The 18,243-nt window shown below is 59.3% G+C and carries 15 protein-coding genes and 1 tRNA gene; 5 read left to right on the top strand and 11 right to left on the bottom strand.

The features are described from left to right. Positions 1–846 precede the first annotated feature (846 nt). Entirely contained in the window at positions 847–3,531 is a 2,685-nt protein-coding gene (locus tag AC2YI2_RS23255; protein ID WP_487388875.1) for a DUF3987 domain-containing protein, read from the bottom strand. Between the two features lie 693 nt (positions 3,532–4,224). On the opposite strand from AC2YI2_RS23255, the gene AC2YI2_RS23250 reads away from it, so the two are divergent. Further along, positions 4,225–4,977 (top strand): helix-turn-helix domain-containing protein, encoded by a 753-nt coding sequence (locus tag AC2YI2_RS23250; protein ID WP_487388874.1) that lies wholly within the window; start codon positions 4,225–4,227, stop codon positions 4,975–4,977. Between the two features lie 287 nt (positions 4,978–5,264). Here AC2YI2_RS23250 and AC2YI2_RS23245 read toward each other — a convergent pair whose 3' ends face one another. Continuing rightward, complete coding sequence (locus AC2YI2_RS23245) at positions 5,265–6,551, bottom strand: DUF6538 domain-containing protein (RefSeq protein WP_487388873.1); 1,287 nt, start codon at positions 6,549–6,551, stop codon at positions 5,265–5,267. Between the two features lie 143 nt (positions 6,552–6,694). Then, positions 6,695–6,771 (bottom strand) — tRNA-Arg (locus AC2YI2_RS23240). Between the two features lie 145 nt (positions 6,772–6,916). Here AC2YI2_RS23240 and AC2YI2_RS23235 point away from each other — a divergent pair. Beyond that, complete coding sequence (locus AC2YI2_RS23235; protein ID WP_487388872.1) at positions 6,917–7,579, top strand: DUF3601 domain-containing protein; 663 nt, start codon at positions 6,917–6,919, stop codon at positions 7,577–7,579. Between the two features lie 8 nt (positions 7,580–7,587). Here the strand turns inward: AC2YI2_RS23235 and AC2YI2_RS23230 are convergent, their stop codons facing one another. The 8 genes from AC2YI2_RS23230 to AC2YI2_RS23195 form a co-directional block, all read right to left on the bottom strand. Further along, a complete protein-coding gene (locus tag AC2YI2_RS23230; RefSeq protein ID WP_487388871.1) occupies positions 7,588–8,637 on the bottom strand; it encodes a Gfo/Idh/MocA family protein in 1,050 nt (349 codons plus the stop codon). Positions 8,638–8,718: 81 nt separating this feature from the next. After that, a complete protein-coding gene (locus AC2YI2_RS23225; protein WP_487388870.1) occupies positions 8,719–9,504 on the bottom strand; it encodes a ThuA domain-containing protein in 786 nt (261 codons plus the stop codon). A 137-nt stretch (positions 9,505–9,641) separates the two neighbouring features. Then, positions 9,642–10,709, bottom strand: coding sequence for an ABC transporter ATP-binding protein (locus AC2YI2_RS23220; protein ID WP_487388869.1), 1,068 nt, complete (start codon positions 10,707–10,709; stop codon positions 9,642–9,644). 222 nt (positions 10,710–10,931) lie between these two features. Beyond that, positions 10,932–11,819, bottom strand: coding sequence for a carbohydrate ABC transporter permease (locus tag AC2YI2_RS23215; RefSeq protein ID WP_487388868.1), 888 nt, complete (start codon positions 11,817–11,819; stop codon positions 10,932–10,934). Beyond that, complete coding sequence (locus tag AC2YI2_RS23210) at positions 11,816–12,724, bottom strand: carbohydrate ABC transporter permease (protein WP_487388867.1); 909 nt, start codon at positions 12,722–12,724, stop codon at positions 11,816–11,818. Before AC2YI2_RS23210 ends, AC2YI2_RS23215 begins: the two co-directional genes overlap by 4 nt. A 142-nt stretch (positions 12,725–12,866) precedes the next feature. After that, complete coding sequence (locus AC2YI2_RS23205) at positions 12,867–14,126, bottom strand: ABC transporter substrate-binding protein (protein WP_487388866.1); 1,260 nt, start codon at positions 14,124–14,126, stop codon at positions 12,867–12,869. 100 nt (positions 14,127–14,226) lie between these two features. Continuing rightward, positions 14,227–15,126, bottom strand: a complete 900-nt coding sequence (locus AC2YI2_RS23200; protein WP_487388865.1) for a sugar phosphate isomerase/epimerase family protein — start codon at positions 15,124–15,126, stop codon at positions 14,227–14,229. 3 nt (positions 15,127–15,129) lie between these two features. Further along, on the bottom strand, positions 15,130–16,167 hold the full coding sequence (locus AC2YI2_RS23195) for a Gfo/Idh/MocA family protein (protein ID WP_487388864.1): 1,038 nt from the start codon (positions 16,165–16,167) through the stop codon (positions 15,130–15,132). Between the two features lie 127 nt (positions 16,168–16,294). On the opposite strand from AC2YI2_RS23195, the gene AC2YI2_RS23190 reads away from it, so the two are divergent. Genes AC2YI2_RS23190 through AC2YI2_RS23180 form a run of 3 tightly spaced genes read left to right on the top strand, consistent with a single transcriptional unit; the run spans position 16,295 to position 18,137 of the window. Beyond that, on the top strand, positions 16,295–17,329 hold the full coding sequence (locus AC2YI2_RS23190; protein WP_487388863.1) for a LacI family DNA-binding transcriptional regulator: 1,035 nt from the start codon (positions 16,295–16,297) through the stop codon (positions 17,327–17,329). 53 nt (positions 17,330–17,382) lie between these two features. Then, a complete protein-coding gene (locus AC2YI2_RS23185; protein WP_487388862.1) occupies positions 17,383–17,781 on the top strand; it encodes a group II truncated hemoglobin in 399 nt (132 codons plus the stop codon). Next, complete coding sequence (locus tag AC2YI2_RS23180) at positions 17,778–18,137, top strand: DUF423 domain-containing protein (RefSeq protein ID WP_487388861.1); 360 nt, start codon at positions 17,778–17,780, stop codon at positions 18,135–18,137. Before AC2YI2_RS23185 ends, AC2YI2_RS23180 begins: the two co-directional genes overlap by 4 nt. The last annotated feature ends 106 nt before the right edge of the window (positions 18,138–18,243 follow it).

Raw genomic sequence — 18,243 nt, 5'->3', positions numbered from 1 at the left:
GGTTGATCAGTATCTGGTTCATATGTCCCCCGAGTTACCAACAGAGATTGGATTCGGAATCGGAAAGAGCAGCGCCTTGCACCCGTGCGGATACGGGGCCGATAATCCCAACACCTCGTGATGCGCACCTGTGCGCGGGGCATTGTGCAAGTGCATTGGTGCGGATTTAATATGTCGTGAAACGTCAGGGGATGAGGAGAGACGCAACGGCACGTCATGGGGTGCAAGGGGACGAATAGGGACGCGCTGACACAACCGTCGCTCCGGCTCCCTCCTGCCGGGATATACCGCCTGGGGGTGGCGTCGAGCCCCTTTCGTGACCAATTTCAAATTTTTTTCGGAATTTTTCGTGGGAATTGTCACGTTTTGCGCTGAGTCATGCCCAGGTAGCCAAAAACAATTAACGTAGCTAAAAATCAGCCGAAATTTCACTGTAAATCAGTATGTTATGAGCGGAAGAGTATTTTTGGCATTTTGGCTACAGCGACTCATGGCATATTTTATGAATCTCTCTCTCTTCGTAGTATTTGGATGAGCCGACCCCCCTCGCCAAAAATGCCAAAAATGCCAAAAATACCCTCGTGACATTCATTCGTGATGAACTCGCGGTCAAAACCACGTCCGAAACGTGACAATTCGGATTCTGCGCTTCCGGTTACAGTGTCTCACCGCGTCCCATGCGAATGTGCTTCTGCAATGCTGCGAAAACGCGCCGACAGCGCCGCAAATTACTCCGCAAAAGCTTTTTTAGCTGAGAATGGGAATTTGGCGCGGAATTGAGGCGGTGTATCAGTGCGTCTCACCGGATTCCGCGCAAAAGAAAACCCCGCCGAAGCGGGGCTGATCTCATCTTTTGTCAATGATGTCCCAAATGCGGGGATTGACCTTATAGTCTCGTTTCGGTCGCCCGCGCCCTTTGTTGTCCTCTTCGACCGGGAACAGCCAACGCTTTTCGACAAGGAAGTTGATCCCCTCATCGACCGTCTCGGCCACGGTGCGGCTATTGATCCCCTTGATACCGGAGTTGCGGCGAAGCTCCCGCGCGTTCACGACATCATAGCGCATTTCGATAATGTGGTTCGCAATCCGACGCGCGATGCTGACTTCGGTGGTCTCGTTGGAGAGCCGCCAGACGCGCTTTTGCATTGGCCTAAGATATTCCTCGCGGAACCGCACAGCAGCCTTCACAGAGCGCAGAGACACGTCACCGGGGGGATCGCCGCTGAAATCGTCGGCAGCCCACTCCATATGCTCGAACACGAGCGCGAGGCGAGCGACGTGGCCGCGAGCTTTACCATAGACGCCCTGCAAGCGCAGATCGGCCCGCTTGTCCTTCGCCTTCGCTTTCTTGTTCCACGCCCAATAGAAGTCCGATGCCTTGCGCGTGAGCGGGATGAGAAACGGCACCAGGCGACCCGTGTTGGTCTTGTCCATCGGCATCGTCGCCAGCCGCTCATAGATGGCGGTCAGCGCGGACGAGTCACCGGCCTCAAGCGAGTCATCACCGTCGAAGTTGTCGGGGAAGAACGGCATGAAGCGGGCCTGAAAGCCGTCGTCCGCGACGGTGAGCGCGTTCAATTCGGCCAAGCGCTCGGGCTGGATGCCGCCGATCAGCGGCGCGCAGATATGATCGATATGGATGATTTTGCCTTCATCCTTCACGCGCTCGAGTGTGTGCGAGTTGCCTTCGAAGGCTTCCAGCCATGCCGCGCGGTTTGAGCTGTTGCCGTACCGGTCCATATCGGCCATGAACGCGGATAATTCGTCACGAGAGACGCCGAAGCCGCGCTTGTTGATCGCTTGGCGGCGATAGAACGCCTCGATGGACTGGTCATTCATGACAAGCAGCGGCTCCACCGGCTGCTCGGGGGGGACGCAATTCGCCGGCAGCTCGGCGGTCACCTCCTGGCCCGACATGATCATCGCTTTGCGCTTGGTCTCGAAATCCTTGCGGTATTGTTGCGCAAGTTCGTCTTCCCGTTCCCATTGTTTCAGGGCCTCGGCGTATGGTCCCATCATGCGGTTCTGGATTTCCCTCGCGCAGGCGAGCGGAATACGCATTGCAGGGGATTTGTTGGTGGACGGCCCGCCAACGATTTGCGTCCAAAGGATCGCGGGCTGATCGAACCCTTCCTTGACCTTCACCCGAACGGAATTGCCGATCATCATCGACGCGACAGTGATGACGCCTGCAAAGGCGAAGTCGAGCGGTGCGCCCGCGTTGGTCGCGATGTCGTGGATGATCTTCTGCAAGTGAGGGCTAAAGATGTCGAGCGGGATTTCCGGCGCTGGCTCATTGCTGTAGTCGAGGATCGACATATCAGGATCGCCCTTGCGGACCATCGTCAGCCTTTTCGACGCTTTCTCTTCCTTGGTTTGCGGGAGGTCTTCAAATTCGTCGGCAATGTTGGCCGGGACCGTGCGCCGGTCGGGATCAACGTCGTCACTGGCGCTCTCGATCTCCTCGATATCATCGAACATATCGGGCAGATCATCATAGACCGCCGCCCTTTGGTTCTCATGCGCTGCTTCGATGATGGTGCGGAACGTCGTCGGGCGACCGCCGCGATTCTTGAGAGATCGCCATTGCGCCTTGTGTTCGCGGAGATTGAACTTGTCAGACTGGCGGCCGAAGTCGCACCAGAGCTTGAATCCCTCATCCGAGCCGCCGAACTCATGGTGACAGGCCATTGCGACCTTAATCCAGCCCTCGCGATCCTCACACCAGTAGTCGAGATCGAGCGCGGCAAGACAAGCCTTCGCCTCTTCATATGAGACGTTCGTGATGTCGTCGGAACCGGCTTTCAGCTCCGGATCGGCCACCAAAGCTTCGATGTCCGTCGATTCGACAGGCGGATAATCGGCGGTCGGATCAAACTCGACCACCCAGGCATACTCATTGCCCGTTTCGGGGTGGATCGACGGCGGAATCGCGACCTGTTTGCCGGTCCCGAACAGTTCAATCTCCCAATTCCACTTTTTGACCTCTTTACCCTTCGATTTGTCGAAGACGAGCGCAAAATCGTCAGAATGGGCCAGTTTCTTCGACTTGAAGGGCTTATCGGTGACGAAATAGACGTGGAACGACGCGCCGCCCGAGCCGGATTTTACGCGGGGGAAGGTCTCATAGGGATATCCGACGAAGATTTCTGCCAGCGCGGCGCGGGCTTCCTTTTCATGCTTTTTCGCGCGGATATCCACGTCAATGACATGCAGATAGAACCCGCCGATCTTGGACCACTTGCCGAGCCTAACACCGACGTTGTGCCCTTTGCACCGCCGCTCAAGCTCTTCGTATGTCGGGACAGGAGCTTTCGACCAATCCTCCCCCGCTGGTGCCTTTGATTTCGGCTTCAACAGGAGGAGCGCGGCACCGGCTCGGATAAAGGATTCGTTGCTTTTGATCATTCCTTGCTCGCCCTGAATCACTGCTCCAGCGCCTCCGCGAGCGCCTCTAGAGTAAGTGTGCTGCCGGGCAGCTTCGTTAGGCTGCGCAAGCTCACAAGCGAAATCCGTCCCGTGATGAACCATGCTCGAACCGCTTGACGAGAGATGTCCAAGTCCGCTGCGATCCTTGCAAAAGACAGACGGGCTCCAGAGTGATGGTCGGGGAGACCTTCGGCGACGGTTCGATAAAATTTCTCATTCCACGCTCTCAAACTGTTCTCCTGCTTTCGGGTTAGCTTCGTGAAGCACCACTTACCGCGCAGGCATTCAGCTTTCAATAGTTGCCATGGCAAATTTTAGTTGCCAATCTCTCTGGCGTCGGTTATTCACACTGAGCGGCCATCGAGGGTCGATCGGTGCCCGGCACTTTGGTCGGAGCGCGTGCGAACCGTAACGGGCGCTTGAGAAGGAGATGACATGAGAAATCGTAAAACGCGGGGGCAGGCTTCTGCGGCGCGAGCACAGGCGATGGCCGATAGGACTCGCCGGCTGGCCTGCTTCTTGCCCGCAGACGGCCCAGACTTCCCTATTGAGGTACTCGGACCGAAGTTGCGGCTACTTGTTCTAAATGAAGCTGCGGCACTTGGCACATCTCCGGGCGCTGTCTTCACTGCGCTCATGATAACCTCCGCCGAGATCCTGGGTGTCGATCACGATCTCTTTCCAGGTCTATGACTTTTGCCTAACAATGACAGGCAAGGATATGGCACCAGTTGTTATTGACCGATGGCGCGGCACTACGATAGACGGCAACAAATAGTTGCCATTGAGATGCAAATGAGTGATCAAGAACCTTGCTCCGAAGATTCAGTTACCGACATCTCCAATCGCCTCTCGAAACAAAAAACGGCGGCTAAAGAGTTTGGGCAGCGACTTCAACTAGCAGCCGACCGTAGCGATACGATCCCGCGGATGAACATGGGGCGATTTACATTCATCCAGCGTGAATTGCAGAAGCATCATGGCTTCGAGATTAGTCGTGAAACGGTTCGCAAGTGGTTTGTCGGCGATGCCATGCCGAGGCCGGACAAACTCAAGGCGTTGGCCAAATTGATGCGCATTGACGAAGCTTGGCTTGCCGTCGGCGCTTCGCCCAGCGCGCTGCCAGGGGAATCCCGCGTCATGGCAATCAAGAACGAAGCTGCCGTGAACCTCCTGTTGGGGATCATGGGTATGAACGGGATCAGCTGCGCACTCCCCGATGAAGATGAGAGCCTTGCTGACAGCATCCATTTCTTTGCGATTATAGCGGGGCGGCAATGGAAGATATTCGTGTCGGTCGGTCAAAGGAACGGCAGCGATGTTAAGTTCAGTGGGCCGGGAAGCTTTGAACGCGTTACAACACTCGCCGTCATTCAACGCTCAATTTCGAGTTTCGATGTTTTTCAGATCACACCCCAGCTCATCTCAAAATTTGGGCGATCGCGCGGGGGGTACTCGGAACTGAAAGGCACTGTCGTGGGCGATAGTATCCAATTCGGTTCAGAGACTGTGGCCGCGATCACGGACTTCAGGTCACTCGTCAAGTAGACGGCCGAAATAACAATCCTCCGTTCAAACCGGAATGGCATTTTAGAAGTACCATCAGCCCTGCTGCTACGTTTGCCAATCTTACCAATAGATGACCATGCTCGATCCCAACAACATCAACGACGTTCGAAAAGCAATGGATATAGTAGCCCAGTTGGCCGCTGAGAATCCTGCCTACCTCCCAATTTTTGAGAGCTTTGAACGGGACTACAATCTGATGAAAATTGGAGAGACCAGTCAGGCTCGTGCGACGCGCATCGCCGGTCGGCGAAGGGATATGGCCTCGCTTATATAGCGATTTCAACGAGCTTTTGATGCATATGCTCGAGGCTGGCGCCATTACCATATTTCTCGCGATCAAGCTTGTGCCCAAAGAGCGTACGGCGCATTCTGTCGTCGAATTCGGCCTTGATCATGCGGTCTTCAAAAGAGTGACGGAGCGAGTAAAGAACGTGCCTTTCAGTCTCCATCAATCCGTTATCGCGCATGAACGAATTGAGCGTCGCACTGATCTTGTCCTTGAACCTGTAGGTTGGGAAACCCTGCGGCCGATCTTTGAATGCCGTCAGACTCACGCCCACAAGCGGAATTTGCCGCTTCGATTGTGAGTTCTTTAGCTTGCGTCCCTCTGGCTCAATCGAGATGTAGGGAACCGGACCATCCAGACAAATGTGTTCGGGAAGAAGTCCGGCAATCTCGCTCGGGCGAGCGCCGGTGTTTACCAGCGCCAGGAGTATGCAACGAGCTTCCTCATTCAGATTTCCCAACGCGCCTGGAGCGAGAATCTTCTCGCGAATCCATTTGTCCGAGAAGGGTGGCCGGTCTCGGCTCTCATCCTTTTCATCTTTGAAACTTAGGTTGTCCATCGCTCGGCGCAGCTGCTCGTCTAGGCCAAGTGTCAGACGTTCATTTGCAGTTTTGATCACATGGCCCACATGGATCAAATCCTTGTTAGCAGAGTTTGCGACGAGACCTTCCGACCTCATCTTGTCGCTCCACCAGTCGCGGAACTTGAGCATGTCTGCGCGTGAGATTGCTGAAAGCTCCTTGTTGCCGATTTGGCCGATCAAGTTCCTGAGCGCTTTTATTTTGGGATTTCGCCAACGGCGGATCTGATCGGGACTTTTTCCGATTTCCCTGGCGGCCTCGTGTTCCCAAAAGACTTCCAGCGCCTTTTCAAGGGTAATGCCCGGCTCCTCAATCCCGCCCAGCAGAGCCGCGGCTTCGACGCGATCAGGGTTCTCACGACGAAGAGAAATTTTGGAGACACGCTTCATACGTTCGGCTAGGGGCAATCCAGCCACTTGCTGAGCGGGCATATATGAGAAGCCACGGCGGGCCGCGATGTCTCTCGCGGCATGAAAGCGCCGCTCAGCATCCTCCCCGTCGCCATTAAGCCGTGCCTGCCAGCCATCAATTAGCTGGCGCCATGCAACCGCGGCCTTGATCACAGCGTCGTCTTGATCGCCAGTGTGCAGGCTGAGCCATATGATTCTTCGCTCTTCGACGGATGCAAACCGCACCGGAACCTCGCGGCGAAGGTGGTATTTTTTGTTACGCAGAACGATTGCCATACGGAGAAAATAATTCCTCTAGGCGATCCAATCAAGTCCACCACGTAGCAGAAACCGTAGCAAAAACCGTAGCAAAAATTGACGACAGAAACACGAAAATCGCAATTTTTCCAATTAAAACAACTATTTAGAAGAGGAAAATATGGCGCACCCGACAGGATTCGAACCTGTGACCTTTGGAATCGGAATCCAACACTCTATCCAGCTGAGCTACGGGTGCATCCCAAGGCGGTGAACCGCCGTCCGATGAAGGTCTCTTAGCCTGTTCGGCGCGGCTCTTCAATGGCTATTTGGCGTTGGCAGTGCATCCGGCCAGCTTCGCCCAGTCCATCGCCTGATGGGGCGTGATATGCTAGGGGAACGGCATGACTATTCCACAACTCACCTGGTCGAGGCGCAAGATGCACGAGGCGCCGGAGGCACGGCCTTTCAAGCATTTGCGGCCCGGTATCCGCTATCATGTCGTCAAGCCGTTCTTCGACTATGATTGCGTCGGACACTCGGTGGGAGAGAGCTGGGTTTTCGATGGGTCGAACTTTCTTCCCTACGACGATGGCCTCTCGCTTTTCGTGACGCGGCCTGGCGGCCGCAGCCAGCATATTCGACTGCAGTGGCGACCGGAGGCGCAGGGCGCGGTGATCGACGCGCTGGAGCGGTATGTGGCGGAACAGATGCCGGAGCGCAATTTGACGACTCTGCATCTGACGCGCGACAGCGTCGCGGCAGGCGACGATGCCGAGGCGCCGCATGCGGTGGACATGCAGTTCGAAAGCGATGCCGGAGCCGTGGCCGTTGCCGAAGCCATCCTTGCTAGCAACTATCCCGCCCATGTCATGGGCGCGGCGACCTGGTGGCTCTCGCTCGGGGCCGATCGCGTTGTCTTCGGCTATCGCGACGGGCGCCCGTTCTTCATCGCCGTCGCGCCGGATACGCACGGCACACAGGCAGCCGACGTCGGGACCATTCATGTCTTCTATGCGCGGCAAGACGATCCGCTAGAGCTCTGCCAACGCCTTGCGTCGAACTGAAGTAGCGCTCAGGCCGACAGCGACATTTCGCGCCGCTCGCGGTCGGTGAGGAAGGCGAGATCAAGCGCCTTTTGCAGGTTGGCGGCATGGCGGAAATCCGGTTCGCCGTTGACGCCTGATTTCACCGCCTCGGCGAAGCGTTCGTAATTGGTGAGCACGGTGCCGGCGTCGATTTCGAGCCATTCGGCGCTTTCGGCCCCTTCCCCGATGCAGGCGCGCAGCGTCGATCCGGTCAGCGTATGCTGCACCTCGATGCCACCCTTGTCGCCATAGATCCTGAGGCGCAGATCGTTGTAATGGCCGGCCGCCCAGCGCGTGGCATGGATGACGCCGAGAGCGCCGTTGGAATAGTCCACCGACATGACAAAGCTGTCATTGGCATCGAGCGTATATTCGCCGATCTTGCCGCCCTCGGCCTTTTCGAAGGTCTTGAGCCGACCGAAAATATGGCCGATCTCGAGGCCCGCGCCGTAGGAGGCGAAATCGAGGATGTGGATGCCGATGTCGCCGAGCACGCCGTTCGAGCCGTGTGCGGTCGAAAGCCGCCACAGCCACTGGCTTTCGGTGCGCCAGTCGCCCCATTGCCGCGAGATCAGCCAGCTCTGCAGATAGGACGCCTCGACATGCTTGACGAAGCCGATCTCGCCGGCGCGGACCATTTCGCGCGCCCGCTGCAGCGGCGCGACGTTGCGGTAGGTGAGGTTGACCATGTTGATCAGGCCCTTGGTCTCGACCGCCTCGGTCATTTCCATTGCCTTTTCATAGGTCTCGGCGAGCGGCTTTTCGCAGAACTGGTGCTTGCCGGCCTCCGTCAGGCGCATCGTGGTCGGATAATGCGCGCGGTCGGGCGTGACATTGGTCACCGCGTCGAACTGGTCCCAGGCGATCGCCTCGTCGAGCGAGGTGAAGGTGTTGGGGATCGAATATTTCTCCGCAAAGAGCGCGGCGCGGGCGGGGTCGACATCGACCGCGCCGACGAGCTCCACGCCTTCGATTTTGGAGAAATGATCGGCGTGATTGTTGGCCATGCCGCCAGTGCCGAGAACGAGTAGGCGCATAGGATGCTCCGGATGGAATTGGAGGTCGTTGTGCCAGGCTGCGTGCCGCCTCCCTCCCCGAGGCGGCAGCCTGATACTATCTTATTTGTAGCCTTCTTCGCCGGCGGCGTGCAGCTTGGGGCCGCGCTCGACGATCGGCTCCAGCGCCCTTTCGACCGGCACATTCGGCGCGTCATGGACGGCCTTATGGCTGTTGTTGGCGTTGTAGGCCCACTTCACCGCGTTGCGCAGCACATGCTGCACTTCCGTCTGGTGATAGGTCGGATAGGTCTCGTGGCCGGGGCGGAAATAGAAGATGTTGCCAAGGCCGCGGCGCCAGGTCATGCCCGAGCGAAAAACCTCGCCGCCCTGGAACCAGGAGATGAAGACGGTTTCGAGCGGCTCCGGCACAGAGAAGTGCTCGCCATACATTTCCTCATATTCGACGACGAAATTGTCGCCGAGTCCCTGGGCGATCGGATGGCCGGGATTGACGACCCAGAGACGCTCGCGCTCACCGGCCTCGCGCCATTTCAGCGCGCAGGGTGTGCCCATCAGCCGTTTGAAAATCTTGGAGAAATGGCCGGAATGCAGCACGATCAGGCCCATGCCTTCCCAGACGCGCTTGGCAACACGTTCGACGATCTCGTCGCTGACGGCGCCATGGTCCTTGTGGCCCCACCAGATCAGCACGTCGGTCTCGTCGAGACGGGATTGCGGCAGGCCGTGCTCGTCCTGCTCCAGCGTCGCCGTCGTCGCTGATATCGCGCTGTCCGTGTTCAGCGCGTCAGCGATCGTCGTGTGCATTCCTTTGGGATAAACCTGCGCGACAACCGCGTTGGTGCGCTCATGGATATTCTCGCCCCAAACCACTGTCCGGATGGCCATGTCCAGTCTCCTGCCTGTCCTGCTGAAGCGTCTCAAGACTTTGAAAGCGCTTTCAATTTTTTATAGAATAGAGCCTTGCAATTTGACTCGCAAGGCCCCGCTCATGGGGAAAACCGCTCATCGGCGGAAATGTTCGTTCAGATTCTCTTACCCGTCGACGGGTCGAAGAGATGCACGAGCTCGGGCCGGATCTCGACGCGCAGCCGATCACCGGGTTTCACGCGTTCGCGGCCCTGTTCCACCAGCGTCAGTTCGGGCTCCGTGCCGAGAACGATATAGGTGAGCGAGCCCGTCGATTCGATGAGCGTCACCGGCTGTTCGAATCCGCCCTCGCCGCCATGCACCACGGTGAGGTGTTCTGGCCTGAGACCGGCCAGGAGCTTGCGTCCTGCATCGACTGACTGACCGACGGCAATCTTCGGGCTGCCTTCCAGCTGAAGCTGGATTTCATCGCCGCCAACGCCCGTGGCCTCGACGAAGTTCATCGCCGGCGAGCCGATGAAGCCACCGACGAAACGGTTTGCCGGCCGGTCGTAAAGTTCAAGCGGCGCGCCCTGCTGCTCGATCACGCCTTCCCGCATCACGACGACATGGTCCGCCATGGTCATCGCCTCGATCTGGTCGTGGGTGACATAGACCGAGGTCGCGCCGAGCCGGTCATGCAAAGCCCGGATTTCCTTGCGCATCGAGACGCGCAGCGCCGCATCGAGATTGGACAACGGCTCGTCGAACAGAAAGGCCTTGGGATTGCGGATGATGGCGCGGCCCATGGCAACCCGCTGGCGCTGACCGCCTGACAGTTGTCGAGGGTAGCGATCGAGAAGACCGCTCAAGCCGGCGATTGCCGCGACCTCCTCGGCCTTGCGCTTGGCCTCGGGCTTCGGAACCTTCCGCATCCTGAGCGAATAGGTGAGGTTCTGCTCGACCGTCATATGCGGGTAGAGCGCGTAGGACTGGAACACCATGGCGATATCGCGCATGCGCGGCGGCACGTCGTTCATCACATCGCCGGCGATCTTCATCGTGCCGCCCGTGATCCGCTCGAGCCCGGCAAGCGAGCGCAGCAGCGTCGATTTCCCGCAGCCGGACGGGCCCACCAGCGCGACGAACTGGCCTTTGGGGATCGTCAGGTTGATGTTCTTGAGCGCGTGATAGGCGCCATAATGCTTCTCGATGCCGGAGAGTTCGATCTGGATATCAGTCATGCGTGGCGACCTGGAATACGAGGAAAGGCGGGGCAACTCGCTCCCTCTTCTCCCCAGCGGGGAGAAGTGCCGAGCGCATGCGAGGCGATGAGGGGGTGGCCGGAGGCCCTATGATTAGCGCCTCGCGCATCCCTTCATCCGACCCTTTGGGCCACCTTCTCCCCGCTGGGGAGAAGAGGGAGCGCGCCGCGCTGTCATCTTTTCCAGATGCGACTTGCACCATCACTTCACCGCTCCCACCGCAATCCCGCGCGTCAGAGTGCGCTGAAAGATCAGGAAGAAGATCAGTGTCGGCGCGATGCCCAGCAGGGCCGCAGCGGCCGTCGTCGTCGGCGTCTGCACGAACTGACCGTTGAGGACGCCCATCGAAACCGAGACTGTCTGGTTGAAGTTCGAAACCAGCAGCACCAGCGGCAGCAGGAACTCGTTCCAGGTCCAGATGAAGAAGAAGGTTGCAAGCACCGCCAGCGTCGGCATAAGCATCGGCACGACGATGGTCCAGAGGATCTTCCATGGCGTCGCGCCATCCATCTCGGCCGCCTCGATGATCTCGCGCGGAAAGGCGGTCATGACCGAAGACAGCAGATAGGTTCCGAAGGCGCTCTGCAGCACGGAGAAGACGATGATGACCGACCAGATCGTATCGAACAGGCCGATGGCCTTGGAGAGGTAATAGATCGGATAGACCAGGGATTCATGCGGGATCATGATGCCGACAAGCAGGATGGTCAGCATCCATCGGTTGCCTTTCACCCGGCCGATGCCGAAGGCATAGGCGTTGAGCAGGCTGATCAGCACGGCGATCACCGCCGTCGAGCCGCTGATGATGATGCTGTTGATCAGCTTCTGGGTGAAGTCGACATTGTTCCAGAAGGTGCGGAGTGCGGAGAGATCAAAGCTGCGCGGGAAAGCGAGCGGCCCATAGGTGCCGTAATCCTCGGGCGTGCGGATCGCATTGGTGAAGGCCAGCACGAAGGGGCAGAGGAACAGGATCAGCGCGAACGAAATTGCCGCCAGCACCCACCAGCGCGACGATCCATACATCGAACCGGAGGACGAGGCGCGGCCCGCCTTGCTTGATACACTGAGGGAGATGGTCGTGTCGCTCATCGATCATTCTCCGTATGGCGCGCCTGGATGCGGATGAAGACGAAGCAGATCACCAGCGTCATCAGCATCTGGGCGGTGGTGATCGCCGCACCATAGCCGACGCGGTTGGTGGCGAAGAACTGGTGGTAGGACATCTGCGACGGCACCATCGTCGCATTGTCGGGTCCGCCTGTGGTCAGAACGAAGACCGGGGCGAAAACCTTGAGAGCGGCGATGGTGGTCGTCAGGAGGACGACGAAGATCTCGGGCTTCAGCATCGGCACCGTGATCGTCCAGAACCGCTGCAGCCATGCGGCGCCATCGAGTTCGGCGGCCTCTTGCAGTGCCGGATCAACGCGGGCGAGGCCGGACATGAAGACGACGAGGCAGTAGCCGAGCTGTAGCCAGATCATGACGACCATGAGCGAATAGAGCGCGAGGTTGGGATCGCCGAGCCAATTCTGCTTGAGTGCGCCGAGACCCACCGCATCGAGAATGGCATTGATGATGCCGAACGGGTTCAGCATCCAGCCCCAGAGAATGCCCGCTGCCGACACCGGCAGGATCTGCGGCAGATAGAAGCCAGCGCGGAAGAAGCTGGCAAGCGCGCTGGAAAAGCGAGAGCTGATATAGTCGAAGAGCAATGCGGCGAGCAGCACGCCGATGGCAGTGGGAATGATCGCCATGGCGAAGACGAAGGCGGCCGTGTTGACCAGCGAGTGCCAGAACGTGTCGTCCGTCAGCAGCCGCTCGTAATTCCTGAGGCCCGCCCATTTCGGAACGCCGATGCCTTTCCAGGTCGTGAAGCTGATCGCCAGGTTCATGACGAAGGGGACGAGGATGATGGTGACGAAACCGACCAGTCCCGGGATCAGGTAGAGCCAATAGGCCCTGCTTGGCTGTGCTTCCGAAGATGCGCCCGACATGTGTCCTCCTGCTTGCTCCCTCTTCTTCCCAGCGGGGAGAAGGTGGCCCGAAGGGCCGGATGAGGGGGTGGCGAAGCCCCCTCATCGCCTCGCGTTCGCTCGGCACTGCTCCCCAAGGGGAGAAGAGGCAGATACAGCCTACTTACTGATCACCCTGCACTTCGTCATAGGGCTCCTTCAGACGCTCGGCGAACTCCTCCGGCGTGATCGTGCCGCCGATGACGGCCTGGGTCGCCTTCAGCATCACGTCGTAATAACCCGGCACCGGCCAGTCGGGATAGAAGCCGAGGCCGTTGTCGGCGACGAGCTTGTTGAACAGCTCGACTTCGATCTTGCCGACTGGGTCCGTCACGTCTGCCGGATCGGCCGCGATCGGCAGGCCGCCCGAATTGCCGAACAGCGCCTGGTTTTCCTTCGACAGCGTGATGTCGATGAACTCGTAGGCAAGGTCCTTGTTCTTGGCATTCTTCGGCACGACCCAGATATTGCCGGTCGAGGCGGGCGAGATCACATTGCCCGGGAACAGGAATTGGCTGGCCTTGAAGCCCTTGATCTTGCCGAACTGGGCGCCATACCAGGTGCCGGTCACGACCATCGGCGACTTGCCGGTTTCGAACAGGTTGGCCATGTCAGGGGCCTTTAGGCCGGTCGCGTCCTTGGAAATGTAGCCTTTGGAGACCCATTCCTGCAGCTTCTGGCCGGCATAGACGAAGGGCGCGGTATCCAGCGGCGCACGCACCGCCTGGAAGTCGCTCACCCATTTCGGATCGGCCTTCGACAGCGCGAAGAGATACATCAGGTGCTGGGCCGGATAGTCGTTGGCGGCTTCGGCGATCGGGGTGATGCCCTTCTTGACGAAGACATCCATGACCTTTTCCATTTCCTCGAGCGTCTTCGGCACTTCGACACCTTCGGCCTTGAACATGTCCTCGTTATAGAAGACCGAGACGAATTCGCCGTAATTGGCGACGCCGATCAGCGGGCCGTTGCCGTAGATGCCCTTCTCGTCATAGCGGCTGAGCTGGTTCGAAGCATCGGTCAGGACCTTGTCCCAGCCGCGCTCCTTGGCGACGTCATCGAGTTCGGTCAACAGGCCCTGCGAAGCGGCGAGGCCAGCAACGGCATTGCCCTTGTTATATTCCATCAGATCCGGCGCTTCGGCCGAATTCAGGATCATGGTGCCCGACTTGGTGATCTGGTCGAAGGTCTTGAGTTCGAACTGAACTTTGACGTCGGGATGCTTTGCCTGGAACGTCTCAAGCGCCTTTTTCCAGGTAATGCCCGCGGCGCTGTCGGCCGCTTCGTACCACCAGATCTTGAAGGTCTTTTCCTGCGCCTGGAGCGCCGTGCTCATCAAGAGCGACGCGCCCAGGGCCAATGCAAGTCTCGACAAGGCTTTCATATTTTCCTCCCAAAAATGCGGCAGCGCCGCCCAAAAGCTCTTTTGTTCGGCTCCTGCGCATGGGTCTCCTCCCTGGCACCGGAGCACGATAGGTCACAAATCAGGGATCGACAACAAAGTCCCCGCCCCGGCATGTCTTCAGATAGTTGAGGCCATGGATCTGCCCCGTCATTTCCAGCGCGTCGCGATAAACCGGGTCATGCCAGCCCTCGATGTCGATGGAGCCGGACCAGCCAGCGAGCCGAAGCTCGGAGATGACGTCGGTCCAGTTGGTGTCGCCAAAGCCCGGCGTGCGCATGAAGACGAACTTTTCCTTACCGAAAATGCCGTGTTCCCGGATGACATCCCAACGGATCGTCGCGTCCTTACCGTGCACGTGAAAGATCTTCGATGCCCACTTGCGGATCTGCGGGATCGGCTCGATCAGGTAGACCATCTGGTGGCAGGGCTCCCATTCGAGGCCGATATTGTCGTGGGGCGTTTCGTTGAAGATCAGCTCCCAGGCATCCGGATTGTGGGCGATGTTCCAGTCGCCGGTCTGCCAGTTGCCGTCCATGGCGCAGTTTTCGAAGGCGACCTTGATACCCTTGTCGGCCGCGCGCTTGGCGAGGTCGGTCCAGACCTCCTTGTAGCGCGGCAGGCTGTCGGGCAGCGGCTTTCCACGAACACGACCCGTAAAGCCGGCGACGCAGGTTGCGCCGAAATGATGGGCGTTGTCGATGCAATCCTTCCAGCCCTGTAGCGTCTGCAGGTCGAGGTCCTGGCCCTCGAGCGGATTGCCGAACATCCCGATCGTCGAGATGGTGATGTCACGGTCGCCGATCGCCTCGACGCAGCGTTTTCCCAGTTCGGCGATGTCCTGCCCGTTGGTGGTCTGCCAGAAGAAGGGCTCAAAACTCTCGAAGCCCATATCGGCGATCTCTCGGATGCGCTTGGCCGCTTCGCCGCCGCTTGCACTGATCATCGTGCCGATGCGGATTGCCTTTGCCGGATTGCTCACGTCTCACCCTTCCCTGATCACAACGCGCTGGCCAGTGCGGGCGCTCTCGATCGCCGCCATCACCATGGCCAGACTGCGGATATTGTCCTCGGCGCCAGTCTCGGGCGCCTTTCCCTGCTCGATCGCATCGAGGAACGCCCTGATCACGCTGGCATGCCCTTCGGTCTCGGAAATGTTTGAGAACTCCGGCACAGCAATCTGCTCCTGCTCGCGGAGAAAGCCCTCGTCGGCCGCGACGCGATGCGCGTCAAATGCCTCCAGGCCGTCCCAAAGCACGGTCCCCTTGGTGCCATTGATGCGCCACTGGCTCTCCCAGCTCGTGTTCGCCCCTTCGGCGCACCAGGAGCCGCGATAGGTGAAGCGCACATCATCGCTCATTTCGAAAATCGCAAAAGCCGAGGCGCCGGTGCGGTACCAGGAACCGTGTGGATTGACCTCATTGCAATAGACCGCCTCCGGCATCTTGCCTGACATGTAGCGGGCCGCGTCGAAAGTATGGATCGCCATGTCGAGCAGCAGGACATTGTCCATGTCCTCCCGAAAGCCACCGAAATGAGCGCCGATGAAGAAATCGGCATGGAGGCCAGTCAAGTCGCCGATCGCACCGCTCTCAATGAACTTGCGCAGACGGCGAACGCCGGAAATGTAGCGCCGGTTCTGGATCACGGCATGGACACGGCCCGCGGCCCTCGCCTTCTCGATCAGAGTACGGGCTTCATCGAGCGAACTGGCCATCGGCTTCTCGGAGAGAACATGGCAGCCATGGCGCAACGCCGTCTCGACCACTGCGGAGCGAGCGGCTGGAATAACAATGTCGAAAAGGAAGTCCGGCTTGAGTTCGGTCAGCGCCTGATCGAGATCCTGGAAGGCTGGCACGTCGCCGAGATCGCAGTCCTCGGCAAGCTTGCGGGCACTCGCAATATCGAGGTCGACCAGCCCGACGATGCGAACGCGCGACGCGAGATCGTCATGGGCGGCGATCGCCTTCAACCATCCCTTGGCCATGGAGCCGCAGCCGCACAAAACAGCAGTCTTCTGCACAACGCTCCTCCCTGGCCGCGCGCACCGGAAACAAATTCCGTAAACGTTTACGACACTATGCGGACTATGCTATCTGTGTCAATACACGATTTCCGGGAGGACGGATTTTGGCGAAGAGATCAGCAAGATGAAGGGGATAAAACGTCTTGCCCAGCATCTGGATATTTCGATCGGAACGGTGTCGCGCGCGCTGAACGGCAAGCCCGACGTCAATCCCGAGACCCGGAAACGCGTGCTGGAGGCCGCCGACGAACTCGGCTATGTCGCCAACCAGTCCGGGCGGGCGCTGCGCAAGGGCCAGACCGGCGTCATCGGATTCATGATGCAGACCGGGTCAGAGATCACCGGCCAGGGCGACACCTTCTTCATGAGCGTGTTCGACGGCGTGCAGGCAGTGTTCGCTCGCCATAAGCTCGACCTCGTTGCGCTGCTCTGCTCGTCGGAGGAAGACCCGTACGACTATCTCCGCCGCATGGTCGTGCGTGGCTTCGCCGACGGCGTCATTATCTCGGCAACGCGCCGGCACGACCCGCGCATCGAGTTCCTTGCGAAGCGCAAGATCCCCTTCGTCGCTCTCGGGCGAAGCCTCACCGACGCAGGCCAGGCCTGGCTCGACCTCGATTTCGAGGGCATGGCCGCGGCCTCGATCGACCGTCTCGTCGCCCACGGCCACCGCCGCATCGCGATCACCCGCCCGCATGATGACGTCAATCTGGGCTACATCTTCGTTGAACAATGCCGTGAGGCGATGGCGCGCCACGGTCTGGCGCTGGACGACGACTGCATCTTCAGCTCGACACCAAACGAGACCGGCGGTTATCAGATCGCCCAGGATCTGCTGGCATTGACGGCGCGCCCGACCGCCATCGTGCTGGTCAACGAAACCATCGTCATCGGCCTCTATAGAGGACTTCAGGAGGCCGGCGTGATGCCGGGCCGCGACATCGCCGTCATCGGTCGGCAGAGCCCGAATTCGAACTTCCTGTCGCCACGGCTCACCAGCTTCCGCCTATCGCTGCACGATCTCGGCGAGGCGCTCGCCGAGGCATTGCTCGCCACCATGCCCGAATATGCCAAGTTCTATCCACATGGCGTCACCCGCAAGATCTGGCCGCTGACGCTGGTCGAAGGCGAGAGCGATGCATTTACGCTTCCTCGCTGAGCCGAGCGCTTTGCCGCATTGACGTTGCGCATCCGAGTGCTCATAGCTCGGCGATGAGCGAAGAAACGATCACCCTTTACGAGGCCATCGGCGGCGATGACACGGTGCGCAAGCTGGTGCACCGCTTCTATGAGCTGATGGACACGCTGCCCGAGGCCCGGAATTGCCGGGCGCTTCATCCACCGAGCCTCGAAGGCTCCGAGCGCAAGCTCCATGAATATCTCACCGGCTATCTCGGCGGCCCGCCCATCTATGTCGAGAAATACGGCCATCCGCGGCTGCGCTCGCGCCATTTCGGCGCGGCGATCGGACCCGTGGAACGCGACGAATGGATCCTCTGCTTCCGCCGCGCGATGGACGAGACGATCGAGCACCCGCAGCTCCGCGAAGTCATTTGGGCACCGATCGAGCGGCTCGCTTTCCACATGCAGAACAAGGATGAAGGTCAGTGAGTAGCCCGATCTTCCCCCGCCTCACGCTGTTCCTTGCCGGCCTGATCGGTGCCTTCGGCGTGATCTTCTCAGCCATGGCTGCGCATGGCGGCGATACGCATCTCTACAGCGCCGCGGCGGCGGCCTGCATGGCGCAAGCCCCTGCCCTGCTGGCGATCTATGTCGGCTGGGAAAAGCTCCGCACCGCACTCATCGCAAGCGCGCTGATCGGCCTCGGCTGCCTGCTCTTCGCCGGCGACTTGCTTTTCCGTGCTCGCTTCGGCCACGGGCTGTTCCCGATGTCGGCGCCGACGGGTGGAACGATGATGATACTGGGGTGGATTGCGGTGGCGGGCGGGGCGCTGGTCCGGCGATAGGACGAGGCGGCGTCACGGGTCTACCTCTCCCCTTGCGGGAGAGGATAGGAAGTCCCCAAGAGCCGAAGGCGATTGGCTGGACGGACTTGGTGAGGGGTTCAAGTCG

This window comes from Rhizobium sp. SRI_017 (assembly GCF_057586295.1).
Note: the sequence above shows the minus strand (reverse complement) of the source record. Positions and strands in the feature narration are given on the sequence as shown.